Origin of the sequence: Methylobacterium currus, from assembly GCF_003058325.1 — a bacterium.
In the GTDB taxonomy this organism is placed as follows: Bacteria; Pseudomonadota; Alphaproteobacteria; order Rhizobiales; family Beijerinckiaceae; genus Methylobacterium; species Methylobacterium currus.
The window spans coordinates 6,000,108-6,019,241 of sequence record NZ_CP028843.1 but is presented as its reverse complement, the minus strand read 5'-3'; the positions used below and the strand labels follow the sequence as shown (position 1 = coordinate 6,019,241).

Sequence of the window (19,134 nt, the reverse complement as noted above, 5' to 3'; positions counted from 1 at the left end):
GTCAGTAGCCGACGGTGAAGCGTCGGCGGAGATGGGCGGGCCGCTCGATCTCGTCGACGAGGGCGACGGCGTAGTCCTCGTAGGTAATGCGGCTGCCGCCCTCGCCGACGAGCAGCTGGTCGCCGCCGAGGCGGAACCGGCCGGTACGCTCGCCCGGCTCGATCAGGGCCGAGGGCGACAGGAAGCTCCAGTCGAGGTCGCTGACGGCGCGCAGGGCATCGAGGAAGGCCACGCCCCTCGTCGCCTCCTCGCGATAGGCGTCGGGGAAATCGGGCTGGTCGATCAGCCGCCGGCCCGGTGCGACCTCGAGCGAGCCGGCGCCGCCGACCACGAGGTAGCGCGTGACACCCGATTCCCGCACCGCACCGATCAATGCCGCGGGGTCGCAGAGGCCGAAGCGCACCGCGCTGACCACCGCGTCGTGACCGGCGAGCAGGCGGGCGAGCCCGGCCGGATCGCCCGCATCCCCGGCGACCGGCTCGACCAGCGGCGAGGCGGCCGGCGCGGGATGGCGGGCGATGGCGGTGACGCGGTGGCCCCGCGCGACCAGTTCGTTGACGAGGCGCGAGCCGACGTTCCCGGTCGCGCCGATGACGGCAACCTTGGCCATGAGACTCTCTTGGTTTGGTTTGGCGATCTGGTCTATATTCGAGACCGAGGACAGAGCTAGACCGCCGCGACGGGGTGCGCAAGACGTCACCGGCTCGGGACCAGGTCAGCGCGCAATGACCATCGGAGAAAACCTTTGCTCGACGGGAAGAAGCGGGCTGTGACCTTGGGGCATCCTTGCCCGATCCGCGACGTCCTCGACCGGATCGGCGACCAGTGGAGCCTGCTGGTGCTGGCGACGCTGGAGCCGGGCGTGAAGCGCTTCAGTCAGATCGAGCGCGAGATCGGCGACATCTCGAAGCAGATGCTGTCGAAGACCCTGCGTCGCCTCGAGCAGGATGGTTTCGTGCTACGCGAGGTCCATGCGGAGGTGCCTCCACGGGTCGAGTATCGGCTGACCCCCCTCGGCCACTCGTTCCTCGACCCGATGCGGGCGCTGATCCGGTGGGCGGACGAGAACCACGCCGCGATCACGGCGGCGCGGCAGGAGGCGGGGGCGGCGTGACGGCACCCTGCGCAGCGAGACCCCGGCTCGGCGGGCTGGCTCTTACCCAGGACGCCGCCTGCCACGCGGCCTTCCTCCGAGCCCGGGGGAACGGGGTTCGCGGAGCGTGATCCGGAGCGCCTACGCGGCTTCGTCCGCCGGCTCCGGCAGCACCATCACCCGTGGCGTGTGCCCCGTCGCCTCCAGGAAGCGGATCAGGTCACCCGGCGCCACTGCCGTGGTGGCGCCGTTGTGGAGCGGGTGGAAGTTGACCGGGTCGTGCGCCATCAGCCCGGCATCGAGGATCACCGCGACCGTGCCGTCGCGGTCGTTGATGAGGCCGAAGGGCGTCACCGAGCCGGGGCGCACGCCGAGCCGCTCGTAGAGCAGCTCGGCCGAGCCGAAGGACAGGCGGCCGGTGGCGCCGAGCGGCCCGTGCAGGCGCTTGAGGTCGATCCGCGCCTCGGCCTCCGCGACGACCAGGAACAGCCGGCCGCGCTTGTCCTTGAGGAAGAGGTTCTTCGAGTGGCCGCCCGGCATCGCCGCCTTGAGGTCGCGGGATTCCGCAACCGTGTGCACGGGGACGTGCTCCACGGTGGCGTGAGCCACGCCGAGATCGTCCAGGAAGGCGAACAGCTCCTCCGGCGTCGTCACCCCGCTCATGCCGCGAGATGCCGGGCGAGCGCCGCCGGGTCGACGTTGCCGCCCGACAGGATCACGCCGACGCGCTTGCCCTTGACGGGGACTGCGCCCTCGAAGGCGGCGGCGGCGGCGAGGCAGCCGGTCGGCTCGACCACGAGCTTCATCCGCTCGACGAAGAAGCGCATCGCTGCGACGAGCTGCGCGTCGGTGGCGGTGACGATGCCGGCCGCGTCGCGCCGGATGATCGGAAAGGTGTGCTGGCCCAGATGCGTGGTGAGCGCCCCGTCGGCGATCGAGACCGGGACAGGGATGCGCACCACCTCGCCCTTGGCGAGCGATTGCTGGCCGTCATTGCCGGCCTCCGGCTCGACGCCCCAGATCTCGACCCCCGGCGACAGGGCCTTGGCCGAGAGGCACGAGCCGGCGAGGAGCCCGCCGCCGCCGAGGCAGACGAGCAGCAGGTCGAGGGGGCCGACCTCCTCGATCAGCTCCTTCACCGCGGTGCCCTGGCCGGCGATCACGTCCGGATGGTCGTAGGGCGGGATCACCGAGAGGCCGCGCGCCTCGGCGAGGCTGCGGCTCACCGCCTCGCGGTCCTCCTCGTAGCGGTCGTAGGTGACGATCTCGGCGCCGTAGCCGCGGGTCGCCGCGACCTTGATGGCGGGCGCGTCGTGCGGCATCACGATCACGGTCGGCACGCCCTGGAGCGCGCCCGCATAGGCGATCGCCTGGGCGTGGTTGCCGGACGAGAAGGCGAGCACCCCGCGCGCCCGCTGCTCGGGCGAGAGCGCCGCGATGGCGTTACAGGCACCCCGGAACTTGAAGGCGCCGGCCCGCTGCAGCGGCTCGGCCTTGAAGAACAGGCTCGCGCCCGTCCGCGCATCGGCGGTGCGGGAGGTGAGCACAGGAGTGCGGTGGGCGATGCCGGCGATCCGTCCGGCCGCGGCCTCGACGTCGGCGAAAGTGACGCTCATCTCAGCGGTTCTCGAAGTTGGGCTTACGCTTCTCGACGAAGGCCTTCATGCCTTCCTTCTGGTCGTGGGTGGCGAAGAGCCCGTAGAACACCCGGCGCTCGTAGCGGATGCCCTCGGTCAGGGTGGTCTCGAAGGCCCGGTCGACGCTCTCCTTGGCCACCATCACGGAGGGCAGCGACATCGACGCGATGGTCTCGGCCGCCTTCATCGCCTCGTCGAGGAGGTCGGCCGCCGGGATCACCCGGGCGACGAGGCCGGAGCGCTCGGCCTCGGCCGCGTCCATCATCCGGCCGGTGAGGCAGAGATCCATCGCCTTGGCCTTGCCGACCGCGCGTGTCAGGCGCTGCGTGCCGCCGGCGCCGGGGATCACCCCGAGCTTGATCTCGGGCTGGCCGAACTTCGCGGTGTCGGCGGCGAGGATGAAGTCGCACATCAGCGCCAGCTCGCAGCCGCCGCCGAGCGCGTAGCCCGCCACCGCGGCGATGATCGGCTTGCGGCGCCGGCCGACCTTGTCCCATTCGCCGAACGGATCGGCCATGTAGAATTCGGGATGGGTGCGGTCCTGCATCTCGCGGATGTCGGCGCCGGCGGCGAACGCCTTCTCCGAGCCGGTGATGACGATGCAGCCGATGCCGTCGTCGCGCTCATAGCCGTCGAGGGCGTGGTTCAGCTCGGCGATCAGCGCGTTGCACAGGGCGTTCAGCGCCGCCGGACGGTGCAGGGTGATGAGCGCCACCCGCCCGCGCGTCTCGACCCGGATGTTTTCGTAAGCCACGGCGTTCTCCCGATCCTCTTCCCTGCTTGGCTAGGGGAGGGCGACGCGGCGCGCAAGCGTTCGCCCAGGCCGTCGGCGTCAGCCCGGCGGCGGCGGATCCGGCGCCTCCACCACCTCCTGGCGCTGGAGTTGGAGGGCGACGAACCAGCACAGGGACGCCCAGGCGGCGCCGACGCACCAGCCGGCGAGGACGTCGCTCGGCCAATGCACCCCGAGATAGACCCGGCTCATCCCGACCAGCAGCGTGGTGACGACGCCGAGGCCCATCACGAAGGCCTTGACCTTGCCCGAGCGCTCGACCCGGGCGAGCAGGATCGCCAGCGTCAGGTAGGCGATCGCCGACAGCATGGCGTGGCCGCTCGGGAAGCTCGCCGTGAAGGTCTCCATGCCGTGCGGCACCAGGTCCGGCCGCGGGCGGCGGAAGAACAGCTTGAGCCCCGTCGACAGGATCTCGCCGCCGCCCACCGCCACCAGCACGAACAGGGCGGCGCGCCGCCGCGCCGTGACCGCGAGGTAGAGCACCACGCAGGCGGTGACGTAGACGATGCCGAACACGCTGCCGAAGGCGGTGATGTCCCGCATCGTCTCCGGCAGCCAGTGCGGCCCGATCGGCTGGGCGAGGTCGCCGGGCACGCGGAGCGCCAGCAGCAGCCGGTCGTCGAAGCCGAACGAGCCGCCCTCGCGCACCTCGTCGGCGAGCTTGAGGAACCCGAAACCGAACAGGCTGACGGCGAGCAGCGAGGCGAGCGGCCCGATCTCGTTGAGGCGCAGGCGCAGCCAGACCGCGGTGGCATGGCGCCGGAACGGGATCTCGACCATCACGCGCCCCCGAACGGAAACCGGCCGCGGGCCTCCCACGGGCCGCCGAGATAGCGCCAGAGCAGGAGGCCGGTGCCGGTGATCTCCCGCGGCACGAAGGCGGCCCCGAGCTCGCGGTGGAGCGCCCGGGCCTCCTCCGGCGCGACCTTGTTCTGCACCGTCACGTGCGGCCGGTAGCCCTGGCGGTCCTGCGGCGTCAGCCAGGGCGCGAAGCCTGCGGCGAGCCGACCGCGCAAGGACGACAGGCGGGGCGACTCGAGCGCGTAGGCGACGCCGCGGCCGATGAAGCGCAGGGACGCGACCTTGACCGGCAGCGGGCCTTCCGCCCGCACCTCCGCCGCCAGGGTCTCGACGATGCCGCGCTCCTCCTCGCCAGGGAGGTGGTGGAAGAGCGTGACGTGGGCCGGAATCCGGTTGAGGGCCGGCGGGAAGTAGCGGCGGCGCTGGCCGTCGAACTCCGCGAAGGCGGCCTCGTCGAGCTCCAGGGTGAGGATCAGGGGGTCTTGCGGCATGCTCCCGGCGAAATGGCGCGGGCTTCGGGAATGGCCAGGGCCGGCGGCGCTGTTCAGCTGAAGCCAAGCCCGCTACACGGCGCGGATGCGCGACAGCACCGACATGGTCCATCTCGGCCGGGATGGCTGGCTCTTCCTGACCGGCGGCACCAACCGGGTGCGCCAGCAATACCGAGCGAGCGTGAGGATGGCCTGGCGGCTGTGGCGCTGGCGCCGGCTGGTCGAGGCCCGCACCGCCAAGGCCGCAAGCCTCGGCATCCGCGCCTTCCACGTCGTGGTGCCGGAGAAGCTGAGCATCTACGACGACCGGCTCGACGGCCTTCCCCTGGACGCCGCCCTGTCGCCGGCCCGGCGCCTGGGCGCGCGCCTCGCCCGCTCGCCCGCGGCCCGGGCCTGGATCGATCTCGTCGGGCCGTTGCGGGCGGCGCGGGACGCCGAGCCGCCGCTGTACCTGCGCACCGACACCCATTGGAGCCAGGAGGGCTGCCGCCTCGCCTACGGGGAGATCATGCGGGCGCTCGGCGCCGCGCCGCCGGCCGATCTCGCAGCGCGCCCATTCCACGACCATGACGGCGTGCGCGACCTCGGGGCTAAGTTCGATCCGCCGTTGCGCGAGACGATGCGGGTCTACGAGGTCCAGCGCGACGCCGTGCGGGTCTACGCCAACCCGCTGGTCGGGGCTTACGAGGCCCGTGGCAAGGCCGCCGACCTGCATGTCGGCGCCCACGTGGTCTTCCGCAACGAGAGCCCGGCCGCCGATCCCCGGACCCTGATGCTGTTCGGCGATTCCTGCTCGCATTTCCACCCGATCTTCCTGACCGGGCTGCTCGCCGAGAGTTTTCGCGAGCTGCACTTCGTCTGGTCGGCCAGCCTCGACTGGTCTTACGTCGAGCGGGTGCGCCCGCACCTGCTGGTGGTCGAGGTGGCGGAACGCTTCCTGGCCCGGGTGCCGACCGACCTTTTCGACGTCGAGGCGGAGGGCGTGCGGCGTCGCGACGGGCGGGAGAGCGGTGAGGCCGGGATCTGAGCGGCGTCCCTCACTCCTCCGCCGCACACCGCGCCGCGCCCGATTCCGCCGCGTCGCACCAATCCGTCCCGGTCCACAGCCGCACCTGCACGGTGGCGACGCCGTCCGCGACGGTGATGCGGTTATAGGCGTTGGGCTCGTTGCCGCGCAGTCGGGTCGAGGTGGCGGAGCCGGCCTGGACCGCGAGGAGCTTGCGGGCGCTCGCCTTGGCCTCCGGCCGGTCGATCTCGGCCTTCGGGCCGTCCGGGGTCGGCTCGGCGAAGCGGGCATAGCCGCGGTGGAGGTGGCCGGCCAGCGTCAGGCCGACGCCGCAGCGCCGGAAGGCGTCGAGCGCCTCGTCGGCGCGGCCGACCAGGCGTGCCTCCTCGTCCCAGGGCGGCGGCATGAAGGGGTGGTGGCCGACCACGATGCGAAACAAGCCCGGCGGCAGGGCGTCGAGGCGGCCTTCCGTGCGCTTGATCTGCGCCCGGGTGATCTTGCCCTGCGACCAGTCGGTCTCCGGCGCCCAGGTCCGCACGGTATTGAGGCAGATCACCGCAATCTCGTCGTCCTGGAAGACCGGCTCGGTCTCCGGCGCGACGTAGCGGCGGTAGCGCCGGAACGGATGGAAGAAGCGCTGCCAGAGCCGGAACGGCGAGATGTCGTGGTTGCCCGGCACGGCGATCCAGGGATTCGGCAAGCGGTCGAGGAAGGCCTTCGCCTCCAGGTATTCCCGGGTGCGGGCCCGCATGGTGAAGTCGCCCGAGATGATGATCAGATCCGGGTGGTCGCGGTTCAGCTCCGCCACCAGGCCCTCCACCACCGCCCGGTCGGTGCGGCCGAAATGCAGGTCCGAGATATGGGCGATCCGCCTCACCGGGGATCCTCCGCCGGCACGAGGACCCGCAAGGCGTTGCGGTGGAGCCGGTAGCGCAGGGGTGGGGCGATCAGCACGACCTCTCCGTCATTCATCACCCGCAGGGTCTTGCGGGCATCGAGGGTCAGGGCGTCGGTCTCGTGCCGCTCCAGCTCCGCCAGGCGGCGCCATTCGCCGATTGCGAAGCCGAGCCCGAGGCGCACGAGCCGCGCCGCCGACAGGGTCTCGACGAGGTAGAGCGTGAGGTGCCCGCCGTCGACGCCCGCCCGCGACAGAACCTGGCCCAGCTCCTCCCGGTAATCGCCGCAGACCACCGCGAGTGCCCGGAACCGCACCCGCCGGGTCCCGCCGCCGAGGGTCAGCGTGGCGCGCTCCCGCGGGTAGCGGCCGAGATGGCGCAGCAGGCCGGCGACCATCCGCAGCCCATCGAGGAGGCCCATCCGGCCCCGCTTCGCCTCGCGGTGGCGTGCCATCCGGGCCGGCATGCCAAGCACCGAGTTGATCAGGAAGACGTGGCCGTTGACCTCGCCGGCATCGATCGCGCGCGCGGTGCCGGTCGCCAGAACTGCCACCGCCGCATCGAGGTCGAGGGGCAGCCCGAGGTCCTTGGCCAGCAGGTTCATGGTGCCGAGCGGCAGGATGCCGAGGGGAATGTCCTGTCCGGTGAGGACTTGCGCCGCGCAGGCCAGCGTCCCGTCGCCCCCCGCCACGGCGACCGCGTCGATGCCCGGGACCGAGGCCGCGGCCTTCAGCCGCTCGGGCAGGGGCGCGTCGGGCCGCGGCTCCGGCACGACGGCGAGGCCCGCCGCTTCCAGCCGTCCGCGCAGGAATTCGGGCGTCAATCCGCCGTCGACGAGGGAGCCTGCTGCGACATTCGCCACCAGCACGACCCGGCGGGCAGGCGCCTTACCACTCTGTGTCGTCACGCGATCGTCCCGGGCGGCGAAGGCGCCGCCCAGGCAACATGCCGGGCCCGTGTCTCAGGCGGATGGCAGTACGAAGCCCGGCCGCGCGCCGCGGGCCGGGCTTCGGCGCCTTGGGTCACGGCATCGCCGGACTTACTTCTCGGTGCACAGGCCCGCCGCCGAGAGCCGGCGATGGTGGCGCGGATCGCAGTCGGTGGCCAGGAACGAGGCCCACTCGGCCTTGGAGCCGTAGAAGGCGTTGCGGTCGACGTCGCCGCGCACCCCCGGAACGCGCCCGGTCGAGGTGAACTGCCACAGCATCCAGTCGCGGTTGGCGTAGCGCTGCTCCGGCTCGGCCGCGGTCGAGCGGACCCAGTGCGGGTAATCCGGCAGCTCGCCCTCCAGCACGTCCTTGTGGAAGGTGATGTCGGTGTAGATGATCGGCCGCTTACCCGTATAGGCCTCCATCTCCCGCAGCATGTACTCGGTCATGGCGAGGGCCTGGGCCTTCGGCAGCTTCTTCGGGCAGGTCTGCGAGTGGCCGTTCCACTCGACGTCGAGGACCGGAGGCAGGGCGGTCGGGTCGTTGGGGACGTTGCGCTTGAACCAGTCCATCTGGTCCTTGGCCGAGCGGCACCAGAACACGAAGTGGTAGGCCCCCCGCGGCACCCCGGCCCGGCCGGCGCCGTCCCAGTTCTCGCGGAAGCGCTCGTCGACATGGTCGCCGCCCTCGGTCGCCTTGATGTAGGCGAACTGGGTGCCGGCGCCCCGCACCGAGGTCCAGTCGATCGGACCCTGCCACTTCGAGACGTCGATGCCCTGGATCGGATGGTTCTTGGCCCGGGCGACGCCCGGATGGGGCTTCACGTCGCCCTTGGTCGGGTAGAAGTCGGCGCCCCCGCCGGCGCAGGCCGTCAGCGCGGCGAGGCTGGCCGCCGCCAGCGCGCGCTTGCTCCATCGGACGCCGCGCGACACCACGGAGGACCACGGGGCGGAGGGGATCGTCGACTCCATCGGCATCGGGGCGCGGCCTGACTTGACGCGGAACACTATGGCTATTCGATGCGGTGGGGCCGGTTAATGGAAGCTTGACGGGATCTGAACGGAATTTCGAAACGCGTGGCCAATAAGCCACGTAGGGCAGCCGCGAGGCTCGCCCCGACCTCGTCCATCGGGCATAAGCCCTGGATGGAAAAGATGTTTGTCGGGGCGGGGAATGGCCAAGGTTCTGTTTACCATCGGTTACGAAGGCGCGGACTCCGAGCGCTTCACCGCCGCCTTGCGCGATGCCGGCGTGGCGACCCTGGCCGATGTGCGGGCGGTGGCCCTGTCGCGCAAGCGCGGCTTCTCGAAGAGCGCCCTGGCGGCCGGCCTCGCCGAGGCCGGGATCGGTTACGCGCATCTGCGCAGCCTCGGCACGCCGAAGGCCGGCCGTGAGGCGGCCCGCGCGCACGATGCCGGGCTGATGCGGCGGATCTACTGCGACGAGGTGCTGGACACGGCCACGGGCGAGGCTGCCCTCGACGAGCTGGCGGCTTTGGCCGCCGTCGGGCCGACCTGCCTGCTCTGCTTCGAGCGCGACCCGGAAAGATGCCACCGGCGGGTCCTGAGCGAGCGGCTGGCGGGGAGGGGGTTCGAGGTGGTGGACCTGTTCGCGTAAGGCGCGAGCGCCGCCCTCGGTGCTGCTCGCCGATTCGACTGGACCCATGAACCGCCACGCCGCACCATGCCGGCGTCCCCGGTGCGATCATTTTCCTCCGATGCTCATCCCGTCACCGACGGCCCGTGCCGTCGCCGCCCTCTGCGTGACCGAGATCGCCGGCGGGACGGCGCGCCAGGCGCTCGGCGTGCTGGTCCTGGCCGGCGGGCTGACCTCGACGATCGTCTGGCCGCTCTCGGGGCTCCTGCAGGCCCCGGGGCTCCTGCAGGCCCAATGGGGCTGGCGCGCGACGACGCTGGCCCACGTGTCCTGATGCTGCTCGTCTGCGTGCCGCTGCATGCGGCGCTCGCGCGGCGGCCGGGGAAACGACCCGGCGCGGAGAACCGCCGAGCCCGCCCGCATCGACCGGGCGCGCTTCATCCTTCTCGCCCTGAGCTTCGCGGCGAGCGGCTTCTTCACCTGGGGCTTCGCCCTCACCTTCATCATCCTGTTCGAGGCCGCGGGGCTCAACCATGCCGGCGCGCTGGCGGCGGCCTCCTTCATCGGCATCGCCCAATGGGCGGGGCGCATGGTCGATGTCCTCGGCGGCCGGCGCTGGTCGGGCTTCGTCCTCGGCCTCGCCGCCTATGCACTGTTCCCGCTGAGCTTCGTCGTCCTGCTGATGACCAGCACCTTCGCCGGCGCCATGCTCTTCGCCACGCTCTACGGCGTCGCCAGCGGCGTCGGTGCCATCACCCGCGCCACGCTCCCGTTGCAGATCTTCCCCTCCGGCACGTATGCGCGCGCCTCGGCGCGCCTGGCGGTGCCGCTCAACCTCTCCTTCGCCGCCGCGCCCCCGGTCTTCGCCGCCATCGTGACGAGGGCCGGTCCCCATGCCGCCCCGTGGCTGGTCCTGGCGATCTCGGTGGTGGCGTTCGGCCTCCTGTTCAGCTTGCGGCCGCGGGTCCGTCGCGTGGCGCAGGAACCACGGCCGAGCCTCGCGCTGAGGGTCGAATCACAGCGGCGCGCGCGATCGCGCCGCACGCATCCCGGGGTCGGGCGCCGAAGGCAGCCCGCCTGCGCGGTGCCCGGCTGCATTATCTCTCACCCACCCGCGGCAGCGGCGCCGGCGCCTCGCCCGGCAGCGGCAACCCGATCCGTCGGCGCCTTTGCGCCGTCGCGCCATCCGCATGGGCGGCCTCGATATTGCCGTAGAACTGGTCGGCGCTCGCTTCCCAGGTGTAGCGCAGGGCCTCCGTCCGGCAGGCCTCGCGCGGGATCGCGAGCGCCGCGCGGGCCGCGGCGCCGAGATCGGGGTCGAGAATTCCGACCGTGGTGCCGCCGATCACGTCGAGAGGGCCGGTCACCGGGTAGGCTGCCACCGGCAGGCCGCTCGCCAGCGCCTCGAGCAGGACGATGCCGAAGGTGTCGGTCAGGCTCGGGAAGACGAAGACGTCGCTCGCGGAATACACCCGCGCCAGCGCCTCGCCCGTCAGGGTGCCGAGGAAGCGCGCGCCGGGATCGATGCCGGACAGCCGCGCCCGGTCCGGCCCGTCGCCGACGACGAGCTTGGTCCCGGGCAGGTCGAGGCGCAGGAAGGTCTCGACGTTCTTCTCCACGGCGAGCCGCCCGACGAACAGGAAGAACGGCCGGGCCAGACCGGCGAGCGCGTCGGGCGGCGCCTCGCCGTCGCGGGGGCGGAAGAGGTCGGTGTCGACGCCGCGGGTCCAGCGCATCAGCCGGGTGAAGCCGCGCCCGGCGAGGTCGCGCTCCAGCGAGGGCGTGCTCACCATCGTGCCGCTCGCGGCGCCGTGGAAGCGGCGCAGCCAGGCATAGCTCCAGCGTTCCGGCACCGGCAGGCGGGCGGCGAGGTATTCGGGGAAGCGGGTATGGTAGCTGGTCGTGAAGGGGCGCCCCTGCGCCAGGCAGACCCGGCGGGTGGCGAGCCCGATCGGCCCCTCGGTGGCGATGTGGACGTGGGTCGGGGCGAGGCTCGGGAAGCGGGCCGCGACGCCGCGGGCGGTGACCAGGGAGAGCCGGATCTCGGAATAACCCGGCAGCGGCACGCTGGCGAACTCGAGGGGCGTCAGCATCACCGGGTCGTGGCCACGCCGGCGCCCCGCCGCGACCATGTGCTCGAGGGAGCGGACGACGCCGTTGACCTGCGGGTGCCAGGCATCGGTCGCGACGAGGAGCCTCACGCGACGGCCCGGGTGCTGTGAGGGCCGGCGCCGGGGGCCGGGGAGGCGGGCAGGGAGTTGCGCGCGGCGGGCGCCAGCTCTTCGACCAGGGTGGCCGGGCGGCTGCGCGAGGTGAGGGGCGTGGGGGCCTCGGCGTGGGCGCGCTTCCACTCGGCGAAGCGGATCACCTCCATCGTGCCGTCGTAATGCTCGACGACCGCCGTGCAGGATTCCACCCAGTCGCCGGTGTTGAGGTAGTGCATGTCGCCGACCATGCGGCTCGCCGCATGATGGATATGGCCGCAGATCACCCCGTCGGCCTCGGCCCGCCGGGCCTCGGCGATCAGGAATTCCTCGAACCGGCCGATGAAGTTGACGGCGTTCTTCACCTTCAGCTTGGCCCAGGCCGACAGCGACCAGTAGGTCAGGCCGAGGCGCCGGCGCACCCAGTTGAGATGGGTGTTGACGAACAGCGCCGCCGTGTAGGCGCCGTCGCCGAGCAGAGCCAGCCAGCGGGCATGGCGCACCACGAGATCGAACTGGTCGCCGTGGATGACGAGGTAGCGCTTGCCGTCCGCCGCCTCGTGCAGCACCTGATCCTGGATCTCGATGCCGCCGAAATGCATGTCGAGGAAGTCGCGCAGGAACTCGTCGTGGTTGCCCGGCACGTAGACCAGGCGAGATCCCTTGCGCACCTTCCGAAGCAGCTTCTGCACGACGTCGTTATGCGCCTGCGGCCAGTACCAGCCCGAGCGCAGCTTCCAGCCGTCGACGATGTCGCCGACCAGGTAGATCTCGTCGGCATCCACTTCGCGCATGAAGTCGAGCAGCAGCTCGGCCTGGCAGCCCTTGGTCCCCAGATGGATATCCGAGAGGAACAGGGTTCGCACGCGCAGCGCGTCGGCGTCCTCGGCCACGTGCAATCTCCTTGGCGGCGTCTCGCGCCAGCCAAACCCTATTCGCGTATCACTTTGATGACGTGGACGTCGCACACGGAACCTTGGCCGGGGATCGGGACTCGAATTCGTTTGCGGAGGCTTAATCCACATCATGCGGATTGCGCAGGTCAGGCGCCCGCACCGGCCTCTACCTCGGCCGTGGCGATTCGTGGTTCTGAACCATTGCCCCGTCGCGTTCCCGCGGCCGCGGCCACTTTCCCGACCTTGAGAAAAGCGCCCCGCCCATGGCAGCCCCCCTCGTCGTCCCCGGCCGGTCGGTCACCGGATCTGGCGCGTCGGGGCGCGCGGCCGCCCGGCCCTATCTCGGCATCGGGCTCAAGGTTCTGTCGGCCCTCGCCTTCACGCTGATGTCCGCCGGGGTCAAGACGCTGGCCGACCGGTTCCCGACCGGCGAGATCGTGTTCTTCCGCTCCTTCATCGCGATCGCGCCGCTGCTGATGTGGCTGCGCTGGCAGGGCGGCGTGCGGGAGGCGGTGGCGACCCGGAACCTCAAGGGCCACGTGCTGCGCAGCATCATCGGCGCCTGCGGCATGTTCGCGGGCTTCGCCGGCCTCTCGTTCCTGCCGCTCTCCGACGCCGTGGCGATCGGCTACGCCTCGCCGCTCCTCGTGGTGGTGCTGGCCGCGATCGTGCTGCACGAGCGGGTCCAGGCCTATCGCTGGGCCGGCGTCTCCGTCGGCTTCCTCGGCGTGCTGATCACGCTCGCCCCGCACCTCGAATTCGGCGGGGCCGGCGGTGGCGGGTCGACGGGCGCGCTGTTCGCGATCCTGGCGGCGGGCTGCTCGGCGGCGGCGACGATCCAGGTGCGCAAGCTCACCGGCACCGAGCGCACCGGCGCCATCGTGCTGTACTTCTTCCTGTTCACCTCGCTCCTCGGCCTCTCGACCCTGGTCCTGGGCTGGCGGATGCCCGGCTGGTCGGATCTGGCGCTGTTCGTGGTCGTCGGCGTCCTCGGCGGCATCGGCCAGATCCTGCTCACCGAGAGCTACCGCCACGGCGACGCCTCGCTGGTCGCGCCCTTCGAGTACACCACCATGCTGTGGTCGGTGCTGATCGGCTGGTTCGTGTTCGGCCAGCTCCCCACGGCCTCGATCGCGCTCGGCGGCGGCATCGTGGCGGCGGCCGGCGTGTTCGTGGTCTGGCGCGAGCGGCGCCTGGTGGTGGAGCGGGCCCGCGAGGCGGCAGCCGGAGGGGCGCGGGCCGGCTGATCACGGGCCGTTGACGCCCGCGCTCGCTCGCCCTTACTCCGGGGGGCATGCATATCGGCCCGCAGCCCCGGGCCCAGCAGGGAAGCGCTCCATGCCCGCACGCCCCCGCCCGCCCGCACCGGGAGCCCGCCCGTGAAGCCTGACGGTGGGCACGCGGCCGTGCCGGTCGATCTGCGGCTCTACGGCCTCCTCGATGTCGGGGTCTGCGGCGGCGACGCCGATCACCTCGCCCGGATGGCGGCGGAGGCGGCGGCCGGGGGCTGCACCCTGCTGCAATACCGCGAGAAGACCATTGCCAACGCCCGCGAGACCGTCGCGCGCCTGCGCCGGATCCACGCGGCGCTTCAGGGGAGCGGCGTGCCGCTCCTCGTCAACGACCGGGTGGATCTCGCGCTCGCCGCCGGCGTCGAGGGCGTGCATCTCGGCCAGGAGGACCTGCACCCGGCCGACGCTAAGCGGCTTCTGCCCCGCGGGGCGATCGTCGGGCTCACCGTCAAGAATGCCGCCCAGGCCGACGAGCTCTACCGGCTGCCGGTGGATTACGCCTGCATCGGCGGCGTCTTTTCCACCACCAGCAAGGACAACCCGGACCCGCCGGTCGGGCTCGACGGGCTCAACCGCATCGTCTTCCGGGCGCGCCTCGCCCGCGGCGCCGGCCTGCCGGTCGGGGCGATCGCCGGGATCGACCGCAGCAACGCCGCCGCGACGATCGGGGCGGGCGCGGACGGAATCGCGCTGATCTCGGCGTTGTTCGGCACCGGCCGCGACGTCGAGGCGCGGGCGCGCGACCTGCGCGCCGTGATCGACGGGGCCCTCGCGGCGAGAGGCGCGGCATGAGCGGGCTCGGGACGATATCGGGGTCCGGCAGGATCGCCGTCACGATCGCGGGTTCGGATTCCGGCGGCGGCGCGGGCATCCAGGCCGACCTCAAGACCTTCTCGGCCCTCGGCGTCTACGGCGCCAGCGTGATCACCGCGCTCACCGCCCAGAACACCCGCGGCGTGCAGGCGATCCACGACGTCGACCCGGAATTCGTCGCCCGTCAGATCGAGAGCGTCTTCACCGACCTCGACGTGAGGGCGGTGAAGATCGGCATGCTGTCGCGCTCGGCCGTGATCGCCGCGGTGGCGGAAAACCTCGCCCGCTACGCCGCCGGCCTGCCCCTGGTGCTGGATCCGGTGATGGTGGCGACGAGCGGCGACCGGCTGCTCGCCGACGACGCCGTCGAGGCCCTGCGCCGCAAGCTCCTGCCCCATGCCGCGGTGCTGACGCCGAACCTGCCGGAAGCCGCGGTGCTGCTCGGGGAGGGGGTCGCCGGCACCGAGGCGGCGATGCTCGACCAGGGGCGGCGCCTCCTGGCGCTCGGCCCCCGCGCGGTGCTGATGAAGGGCGGCCACGGGGCGGGGCCTACGAGCGTCGATCTCCTGGTCGGGCCGGATGACCGCATCTTGCGCCTCGAAGGCCCGCGGATCGCGACGCGCAACACCCACGGCACCGGCTGCACCCTCTCGGCGGCCCTCGCCGCCGGTCTCGCCCGCGGCCTGGCTCTGCCAGACGCAGCCCGGGAGGCCAAGACGTACCTGACCGCCGCGCTCGCCGCGTCGGAGCGGCTGCGGGTCGGGCACGGCAACGGGCCGGTGCACCACTTCCACGCCTGGTGGAGCTGAGACGGTGGCGCCGTCGAACGGCCCCTTTCGAAGGGATCGGCCAAGCCCCGGGCAGCGATGCGTCATCCCGCCGGAATCGGCCCGCGCGGCCGCATGAACTCTTGCGCGCTCCGGGCGATTGCGTTTGATGGAGCGTACGGGCGTTCGGATTGCGGAACGCTGCGCGGTGATTCAGTGGGATTCAAGGGCGGGCGATGGGCGTCGAGCGGGGGCGGGAACGCCCCAAGGATCTGATGACCGGGGCGCAGGTGCTGTCGGGGCAGCTCGGCAAGACCATCCAGCGCCTGCGCAAGGCCTATAACCTGTCGCTGTCGGAACTGGCCGAACAGTCCGGCGTCGCGAAGTCGATCATCAGCCAGATCGAGCGCAACGAGACCAACCCGACGCTGGCGACGATCTGGCGCCTGAGCCAGGCCCTCGACGTCTCGATCGAGCGGGTGCTCGCCACCGGCGACGAGGAACCCTTCATCGAGAAGTCGTCCCGGGCCGACACGCCGATCCTCGTCTCCGATGACGGCCGGATGCGGCTCGCCATCATCGGCTGGATCAAGACCGTCGAGTGGCTGCAATGGTACGACCTCTCGGCCGATCCCGGCGGGGTGCTCGATTCCGATGCCCACCAGCGCGGCTCGGTCGAGTGCCTGTCGGTCACCGAGGGCGAGTTCGAGGTCGACGTGGCCGGCGCGGTGCAGCGGGCCCGGGCCGGCGAGACCCTGCGCTACCGCTGCGACCGGCCCCACACCGTGCGCTGCGTCAGCGAGGGGACGGGGCGGGCCTTCATGGTGGTGATCATGAAGGCGGCTGTGATGGAGTGAGGGCCTGAGGATTCAGGCGGCCTGACCCGCCTCTCCGGGCCCCGCTCGACGACACCGGCTTTCCTCGGCGCGTCGATGTCGGCCCGCGGCGCTTGACCGGCCCTCCCGGCGACCCCGGTGGTCACCGCCCTCCTACGGCCTCCGAACCGCTCTCCCAACGCTCGAACTCATCCCGAGGTGCTGACGCTTGCGGCAGCGTCGAAAGGGGCACCGGTGATTTCGGAGACTTCCCGTGCCCTCCTTCGAGGCCAACCGATCGTCGATCGGCCGGCACCTCAGGACGAGGTCGAGGATGGGACGGAGGGATACGGCACGCTCCCGGCGGGAGCGGGCAAGCTCAACCCCCGGCGTTGATCCATCGCACCAGATCCGCCAGCACCAGCGACAACGCCCGGTCGAGGCCGTTCGCCGCCACCCCGGCGTTCACCTCCGCCACCGGGACGCGGGCCTGGAACACCTTGGCCGCCACGACCGTGCCGGTGCTCTCCTGGATCAGCTTGGCTGAGAGGTCGACCACCGCCTCGCGGGTGCCCGCATGGATGTCGAAGGACCGCAGCTCGGTGATCAGCACCGTGTCGGCCGCGACCTTGTCGCCGGGGCGGCTGACCGACTTGAGGCGGTTGGCGTTCTCGAGGCTCTGGATCAGCCGGGTCTGGACCAGCCGGGGCAGCCGGTCCGCCCATTGGCCGCCACCGAGATAGGACACCGCGCCGCCGGGCTCGCGCACGATGATCCGGTCGGCCTCGAAGGGCTGCAGCCCGACCGGCTCCGCCACCACGATCGAGCGCCGCGCCGCGCCGCTGCGGGCCGCGCCCGGCAGGGCGGTGAGGTCGAAGGTGGTCGGCACGGCGCCGCTGCCGCAGGCGCCGAGGACGAGGGCCAGACCGACGGCCAGCAGGCCGGGAGCATGACGCGGGGAAGGGACCTTGAGGAGCATGGGAGCGGGCGGACCGGAAGGCGGGACCGGGACAGGCCCGGAAGCTTGACCGAAGACGGACGGACAACGCCCGGCCGGGCGCGCGGGTGCAACCGCGGCGAGGCCGCACCGCAACATGATCAGCGACCGTTGTATTCGGGCAACGACGGCTTGCCGCCGAAGATCACCTGCGAGGGGTCGCGCTCGATGTTGCGCACGGCGCTGTTGAGGCTGTTGAGGGTGCGCTGGCCATCGGTCGCCAGGGTCTGCACCTCGCGCCGGCCGGTGCCGCTGAGGCGGCTGACGCTCTGGGTCAGGGTGGCGGTGCGCTTGTCGAGGTTCTCCGACATGGTGCGGAAGGCCCGGCCCGCCTCGCGGATCGAGATCGCGGCGTCGCGCACCTCGGCGAAGGTGCTCTTGCCGGCATCGCCCGCGGCGGAGCCGAGGAAGCCCTCGGCGCCCTTCAGCACCGCGTCGAGCCGGTCGGCGGAGGCGTTGAGCTTGCCCGCCAGCGCCCGCGCGTCGTGCATGCCGGCCTGGACGTCCGGCGAGGCGGCGGCGAGGGCGGCCGAGAACCTGTCGGCATTGTCGATCAGGCTCGCGAGCTTGCGGCCGTCCACCGCCTTGGTCAGGGCGTCGAGGGCCGGCGCGCTGTCGCCGAGCGTCTTCGAGAACCGCTCGACATTCGCGAGCGTGCGGTTGATCGCGCCCTCGTTGCCGGCGACCACCCGGTCGAGGCGCTGGAGCATGTCGTCGGCGCGCTGCGCGATGGTGCGGGCCGCGGCCATGAGGTCCTGGATGTCGGAGGCGTCGGCGAAGATCGTCGGAACGGGATCGTTGTTGGTCGGCGCGAGCGGCGGGGCATCGGCGCTGCCACCGACGAGGGCGATCGAGGCGACGCCGGTCAGCATCGTCATGTCGAGGCGCGCGCGCGTGTCGGCGCGCAGGGGCGTGCCGCGATTGACCTCGATGATCGCCGTCACCCGGCGCGGGTCCTGCGGCAGCAGCCGGACGTCGGTCGCCTCGCCGACCCGGATGCCGTTGAAGGTGACGACCGCCCCCTTGGCCAAGCCCCCGACGCCACCCGAGAACACGATGCGCACCGGCATCCGGGCCTGGTTCGCGGAGCTGCCGCGCAACCAGAACGCGAAGGCGAAGCCGAGTGCGATCACCGCCAGCGTGAAGGCGCCGATCAGGACGTTGTTGGCGCGGGTTTCCATGCCTTAACGGTTTCCATGCTCGTGCGGGGCGGAGAGCGGGAGAGACGCCCTCGAAGGCGCCTTCGGGGCATGGTCTAACCCGCCAAGCTTAGGTGAGGCCCGGCGACGGGCGGGTGCGGGATCGCACATCAGGCGACGCCCTCCACTGTTGCGCGGGATGAAACGACTTCCGCTCCCGGCACCACGATCGAGCGGGCGCGCTTGCCGTGGAAGTAGGAGCGCAGCCACGGGTGGTCGGAGGCCAGCATCGCCTCGATCGGCCCCTCGGCGATGATCAGTCCGTCGCCGAGGGCCGCGATGCGGTCGCAGGCGGTGTAGAGGCTGTCGAGGTCGTGGGTGACCATGAACACGGTCAGCCCGAGCGTGCGCTGGAGCGTCGCCACCAGCTCGTCGAACTCGCCGGCGCCGATCGGGTCGAGGCCCGAGGTCGGCTCGTCGAGAAACAGCACCTCGGGGTCGAGGGCCAGCGCCCGGGCGAGGGCGGCGCGCTTGATCATGCCGCCGGAGAGCTCGGAGGGCAGCTTGTCGGCGGCGTCGGGCTTGAGGCCCACCATCTCGATCTTGAGCCGTGCGAACTCGTCGAGCAGGCGCTCGGAGAGCTTGAGGTGCTCGCGCATCGGCACCTGGATGTTCTGCTTGACGGTCAGCGCCGAGAACAGGGCGCCCTGCTGAAACAGCACGCCCCAGCGCCGTTCGATCACCCGGCGCTGGGCCAGGCTCAGCCGGTCGACGTCCTCGCCGAAGACCTCGATCGTGCCCGAGCGCTTCGGCACCAGGCCGAGCAGCGTACGGGTGAGCACCGACTTGCCCTGGCCCGAAGGGCCGACGAAGCCCAGGATCTCACCCCGGCGGATGTCGAGGTTGAGGCCCTTGAGCACCGTGCGGTCGCCGAAGCCGACCACGAGATCGCGCACGCGGATGATCGCG

22 protein-coding genes and 1 pseudogene are annotated in these 19,134 nt (G+C 71.8%); 9 read left to right on the top strand and 14 right to left on the bottom strand.

Annotation, left to right across the window (positions count from 1 at the left end):
- Position 1: 1 nt before the first annotated feature.
- Positions 2 to 610 (bottom strand): NAD(P)-dependent oxidoreductase, encoded by a 609-nt coding sequence (locus tag DA075_RS27585; protein ID WP_099955946.1) that lies wholly within the window; start codon positions 608 to 610, stop codon positions 2 to 4.
- A gap of 135 nt (positions 611 to 745) precedes the next feature.
- On the opposite strand from DA075_RS27585, the gene DA075_RS27580 reads away from it, so the two are divergent.
- On the top strand, positions 746 to 1,114 hold the full coding sequence (locus DA075_RS27580) for a winged helix-turn-helix transcriptional regulator (RefSeq protein WP_099955945.1): 369 nt from the start codon (positions 746 to 748) through the stop codon (positions 1,112 to 1,114).
- Positions 1,115 to 1,234: 120 nt separating this feature from the next.
- Here DA075_RS27580 and DA075_RS27575 read toward each other — a convergent pair whose 3' ends face one another.
- The 5 genes from DA075_RS27575 to DA075_RS27555 form a co-directional block, all read right to left on the bottom strand.
- Complete coding sequence (locus DA075_RS27575) at positions 1,235 to 1,756, bottom strand: prolyl-tRNA synthetase associated domain-containing protein (RefSeq protein ID WP_099955944.1); 522 nt, start codon at positions 1,754 to 1,756, stop codon at positions 1,235 to 1,237.
- Positions 1,753 to 2,709, bottom strand: a complete 957-nt coding sequence (locus DA075_RS27570; protein WP_099955943.1) for a threo-3-hydroxy-L-aspartate ammonia-lyase — start codon at positions 2,707 to 2,709, stop codon at positions 1,753 to 1,755. The genes DA075_RS27575 and DA075_RS27570 overlap by 4 nt, the downstream gene beginning before the upstream one ends.
- 1 nt (position 2,710) lies before the next feature.
- On the bottom strand, positions 2,711 to 3,484 hold the full coding sequence (locus DA075_RS27565) for an enoyl-CoA hydratase (protein WP_099955942.1): 774 nt from the start codon (positions 3,482 to 3,484) through the stop codon (positions 2,711 to 2,713).
- Positions 3,485 to 3,562: 78 nt separating this feature from the next.
- On the bottom strand, positions 3,563 to 4,303 hold the full coding sequence (locus DA075_RS27560) for a phosphatase PAP2 family protein (protein ID WP_099955941.1): 741 nt from the start codon (positions 4,301 to 4,303) through the stop codon (positions 3,563 to 3,565).
- Positions 4,303 to 4,815, bottom strand: coding sequence for a 2'-5' RNA ligase family protein (locus tag DA075_RS27555; RefSeq protein WP_099955940.1), 513 nt, complete (start codon positions 4,813 to 4,815; stop codon positions 4,303 to 4,305). The genes DA075_RS27560 and DA075_RS27555 overlap by 1 nt, the downstream gene beginning before the upstream one ends.
- Positions 4,816 to 4,900: 85 nt before the next feature.
- Here DA075_RS27555 and DA075_RS27550 point away from each other — a divergent pair, with 85 nt between their 5' ends.
- A complete protein-coding gene (locus tag DA075_RS27550) occupies positions 4,901 to 5,842 on the top strand; it encodes an alginate O-acetyltransferase AlgX-related protein (protein WP_099955939.1) in 942 nt (313 codons plus the stop codon).
- A 10-nt stretch (positions 5,843 to 5,852) separates the two neighbouring features.
- Here the strand turns inward: DA075_RS27550 and DA075_RS27545 are convergent, their stop codons facing one another.
- The 3 genes from DA075_RS27545 to DA075_RS27535 form a co-directional block, all read right to left on the bottom strand.
- Entirely contained in the window at positions 5,853 to 6,698 is an 846-nt protein-coding gene (locus DA075_RS27545; RefSeq protein ID WP_099955938.1) for a metallophosphoesterase family protein, read from the bottom strand.
- Positions 6,695 to 7,624, bottom strand: a complete 930-nt coding sequence (locus DA075_RS27540; protein WP_099955937.1) for a diacylglycerol/lipid kinase family protein — start codon at positions 7,622 to 7,624, stop codon at positions 6,695 to 6,697. Before DA075_RS27540 ends, DA075_RS27545 begins: the two co-directional genes overlap by 4 nt.
- Positions 7,625 to 7,756: 132 nt before the next feature.
- Positions 7,757 to 8,617: a glycoside hydrolase family 25 protein gene (locus tag DA075_RS27535; protein WP_414468076.1), complete on the bottom strand. Its 861-nt coding sequence runs from the start codon at positions 8,615 to 8,617 to the stop codon at positions 7,757 to 7,759.
- A 202-nt stretch (positions 8,618 to 8,819) separates the two neighbouring features.
- Between DA075_RS27535 and DA075_RS27530 the strand changes: the two genes are divergently transcribed.
- The 3 genes and pseudogenes from DA075_RS27530 to DA075_RS38435 form a co-directional block, all read left to right on the top strand.
- On the top strand, positions 8,820 to 9,263 hold the full coding sequence (locus DA075_RS27530; RefSeq protein WP_099955936.1) for a DUF488 domain-containing protein: 444 nt from the start codon (positions 8,820 to 8,822) through the stop codon (positions 9,261 to 9,263).
- A gap of 100 nt (positions 9,264 to 9,363) precedes the next feature.
- A complete protein-coding gene (locus DA075_RS37775) occupies positions 9,364 to 9,576 on the top strand; it encodes a hypothetical protein (RefSeq protein WP_244936396.1) in 213 nt (70 codons plus the stop codon).
- 24 nt (positions 9,577 to 9,600) lie between these two features.
- Positions 9,601 to 10,191 (top strand): annotated as a pseudogene (locus DA075_RS38435) (MFS transporter); the annotation flags it as partial.
- A gap of 148 nt (positions 10,192 to 10,339) precedes the next feature.
- Here DA075_RS38435 and DA075_RS27520 read toward each other — a convergent pair.
- Both DA075_RS27520 and DA075_RS27515 read right to left on the bottom strand, forming a co-directional pair.
- Positions 10,340 to 11,443, bottom strand: coding sequence for a glycosyltransferase family 4 protein (locus DA075_RS27520; RefSeq protein WP_099955935.1), 1,104 nt, complete (start codon positions 11,441 to 11,443; stop codon positions 10,340 to 10,342).
- The gene (locus DA075_RS27515; protein WP_099955934.1) at positions 11,440 to 12,339 is read right to left on the bottom strand and encodes a UDP-2,3-diacylglucosamine diphosphatase; all 900 of its coding nucleotides are present in this window, start codon (positions 12,337 to 12,339) and stop codon (positions 11,440 to 11,442) included. The genes DA075_RS27520 and DA075_RS27515 overlap by 4 nt, the downstream gene beginning before the upstream one ends.
- Before the next feature lie 266 nt (positions 12,340 to 12,605).
- Between DA075_RS27515 and DA075_RS27510 the strand changes: the two genes are divergently transcribed.
- The 4 genes from DA075_RS27510 (at position 12,606) to DA075_RS27495 (ending at position 16,071) form a co-directional block, all read left to right on the top strand.
- Positions 12,606 to 13,589 (top strand): DMT family transporter, encoded by a 984-nt coding sequence (locus tag DA075_RS27510; RefSeq protein ID WP_099955933.1) that lies wholly within the window; start codon positions 12,606 to 12,608, stop codon positions 13,587 to 13,589.
- A gap of 132 nt (positions 13,590 to 13,721) precedes the next feature.
- Entirely contained in the window at positions 13,722 to 14,426 is a 705-nt protein-coding gene (thiE, locus tag DA075_RS27505) for a thiamine phosphate synthase (RefSeq protein ID WP_099955932.1), read from the top strand.
- Positions 14,423 to 15,256 (top strand): bifunctional hydroxymethylpyrimidine kinase/phosphomethylpyrimidine kinase, encoded by an 834-nt coding sequence (gene thiD / locus DA075_RS27500; protein ID WP_099955931.1) that lies wholly within the window; start codon positions 14,423 to 14,425, stop codon positions 15,254 to 15,256. Before thiE ends, thiD begins: the two co-directional genes overlap by 4 nt.
- Before the next feature lie 194 nt (positions 15,257 to 15,450).
- On the top strand, positions 15,451 to 16,071 hold the full coding sequence (locus tag DA075_RS27495; protein WP_099955930.1) for a helix-turn-helix domain-containing protein: 621 nt from the start codon (positions 15,451 to 15,453) through the stop codon (positions 16,069 to 16,071).
- 337 nt (positions 16,072 to 16,408) lie between these two features.
- Here DA075_RS27495 and DA075_RS27490 read toward each other — a convergent pair whose 3' ends face one another.
- From DA075_RS27490 to DA075_RS27480, 3 genes are all read right to left on the bottom strand, one after another.
- The gene (locus DA075_RS27490) at positions 16,409 to 17,008 is read right to left on the bottom strand and encodes an ABC-type transport auxiliary lipoprotein family protein (protein WP_099955929.1); all 600 of its coding nucleotides are present in this window, start codon (positions 17,006 to 17,008) and stop codon (positions 16,409 to 16,411) included.
- 119 nt (positions 17,009 to 17,127) lie between these two features.
- Positions 17,128 to 18,207 (bottom strand): MlaD family protein, encoded by a 1,080-nt coding sequence (locus DA075_RS27485; protein ID WP_099955928.1) that lies wholly within the window; start codon positions 18,205 to 18,207, stop codon positions 17,128 to 17,130.
- 128 nt (positions 18,208 to 18,335) lie between these two features.
- A complete protein-coding gene (locus tag DA075_RS27480; protein WP_099956850.1) occupies positions 18,336 to 19,130 on the bottom strand; it encodes an ABC transporter ATP-binding protein in 795 nt (264 codons plus the stop codon).
- Between the last annotated feature and the right edge of the window lie 4 nt (positions 19,131 to 19,134).

Coding starts and splice junctions, on each gene's coding strand:
- DA075_RS27570 (WP_099955943.1), bottom strand. CDS start 2,709: ATGAGCGTCACTTTCGCCGACGTCGAGGCCGCGGCCGGACGGATCGCC.
- DA075_RS27510 (WP_099955933.1), top strand. CDS start 12,606: ATGGCAGCCCCCCTCGTCGTCCCCGGCCGGTCGGTCACCGGATCTGGC.
- thiD (WP_099955931.1), top strand. CDS start 14,423: ATGAGCGGGCTCGGGACGATATCGGGGTCCGGCAGGATCGCCGTCACG.
- DA075_RS27550 (WP_099955939.1), top strand. CDS start 4,901: ATGCGCGACAGCACCGACATGGTCCATCTCGGCCGGGATGGCTGGCTC.
- DA075_RS27485 (WP_099955928.1), bottom strand. CDS start 18,207: ATGGAAACCCGCGCCAACAACGTCCTGATCGGCGCCTTCACGCTGGCG.
- DA075_RS27495 (WP_099955930.1), top strand. CDS start 15,451: ATGGGCGTCGAGCGGGGGCGGGAACGCCCCAAGGATCTGATGACCGGG.
- DA075_RS27585 (WP_099955946.1), bottom strand. CDS start 610: ATGGCCAAGGTTGCCGTCATCGGCGCGACCGGGAACGTCGGCTCGCGC.
- DA075_RS37775 (WP_244936396.1), top strand. CDS start 9,364: ATGCTCATCCCGTCACCGACGGCCCGTGCCGTCGCCGCCCTCTGCGTG.
- DA075_RS27555 (WP_099955940.1), bottom strand. CDS start 4,815: ATGCCGCAAGACCCCCTGATCCTCACCCTGGAGCTCGACGAGGCCGCC.
- DA075_RS27560 (WP_099955941.1), bottom strand. CDS start 4,303: ATGGTCGAGATCCCGTTCCGGCGCCATGCCACCGCGGTCTGGCTGCGC.
- DA075_RS27575 (WP_099955944.1), bottom strand. CDS start 1,756: ATGAGCGGGGTGACGACGCCGGAGGAGCTGTTCGCCTTCCTGGACGAT.
- DA075_RS27535 (WP_414468076.1), bottom strand. CDS start 8,617: ATGGAGTCGACGATCCCCTCCGCCCCGTGGTCCTCCGTGGTGTCGCGC.
- DA075_RS27530 (WP_099955936.1), top strand. CDS start 8,820: ATGGCCAAGGTTCTGTTTACCATCGGTTACGAAGGCGCGGACTCCGAG.
- DA075_RS27490 (WP_099955929.1), bottom strand. CDS start 17,008: ATGCTCCTCAAGGTCCCTTCCCCGCGTCATGCTCCCGGCCTGCTGGCC.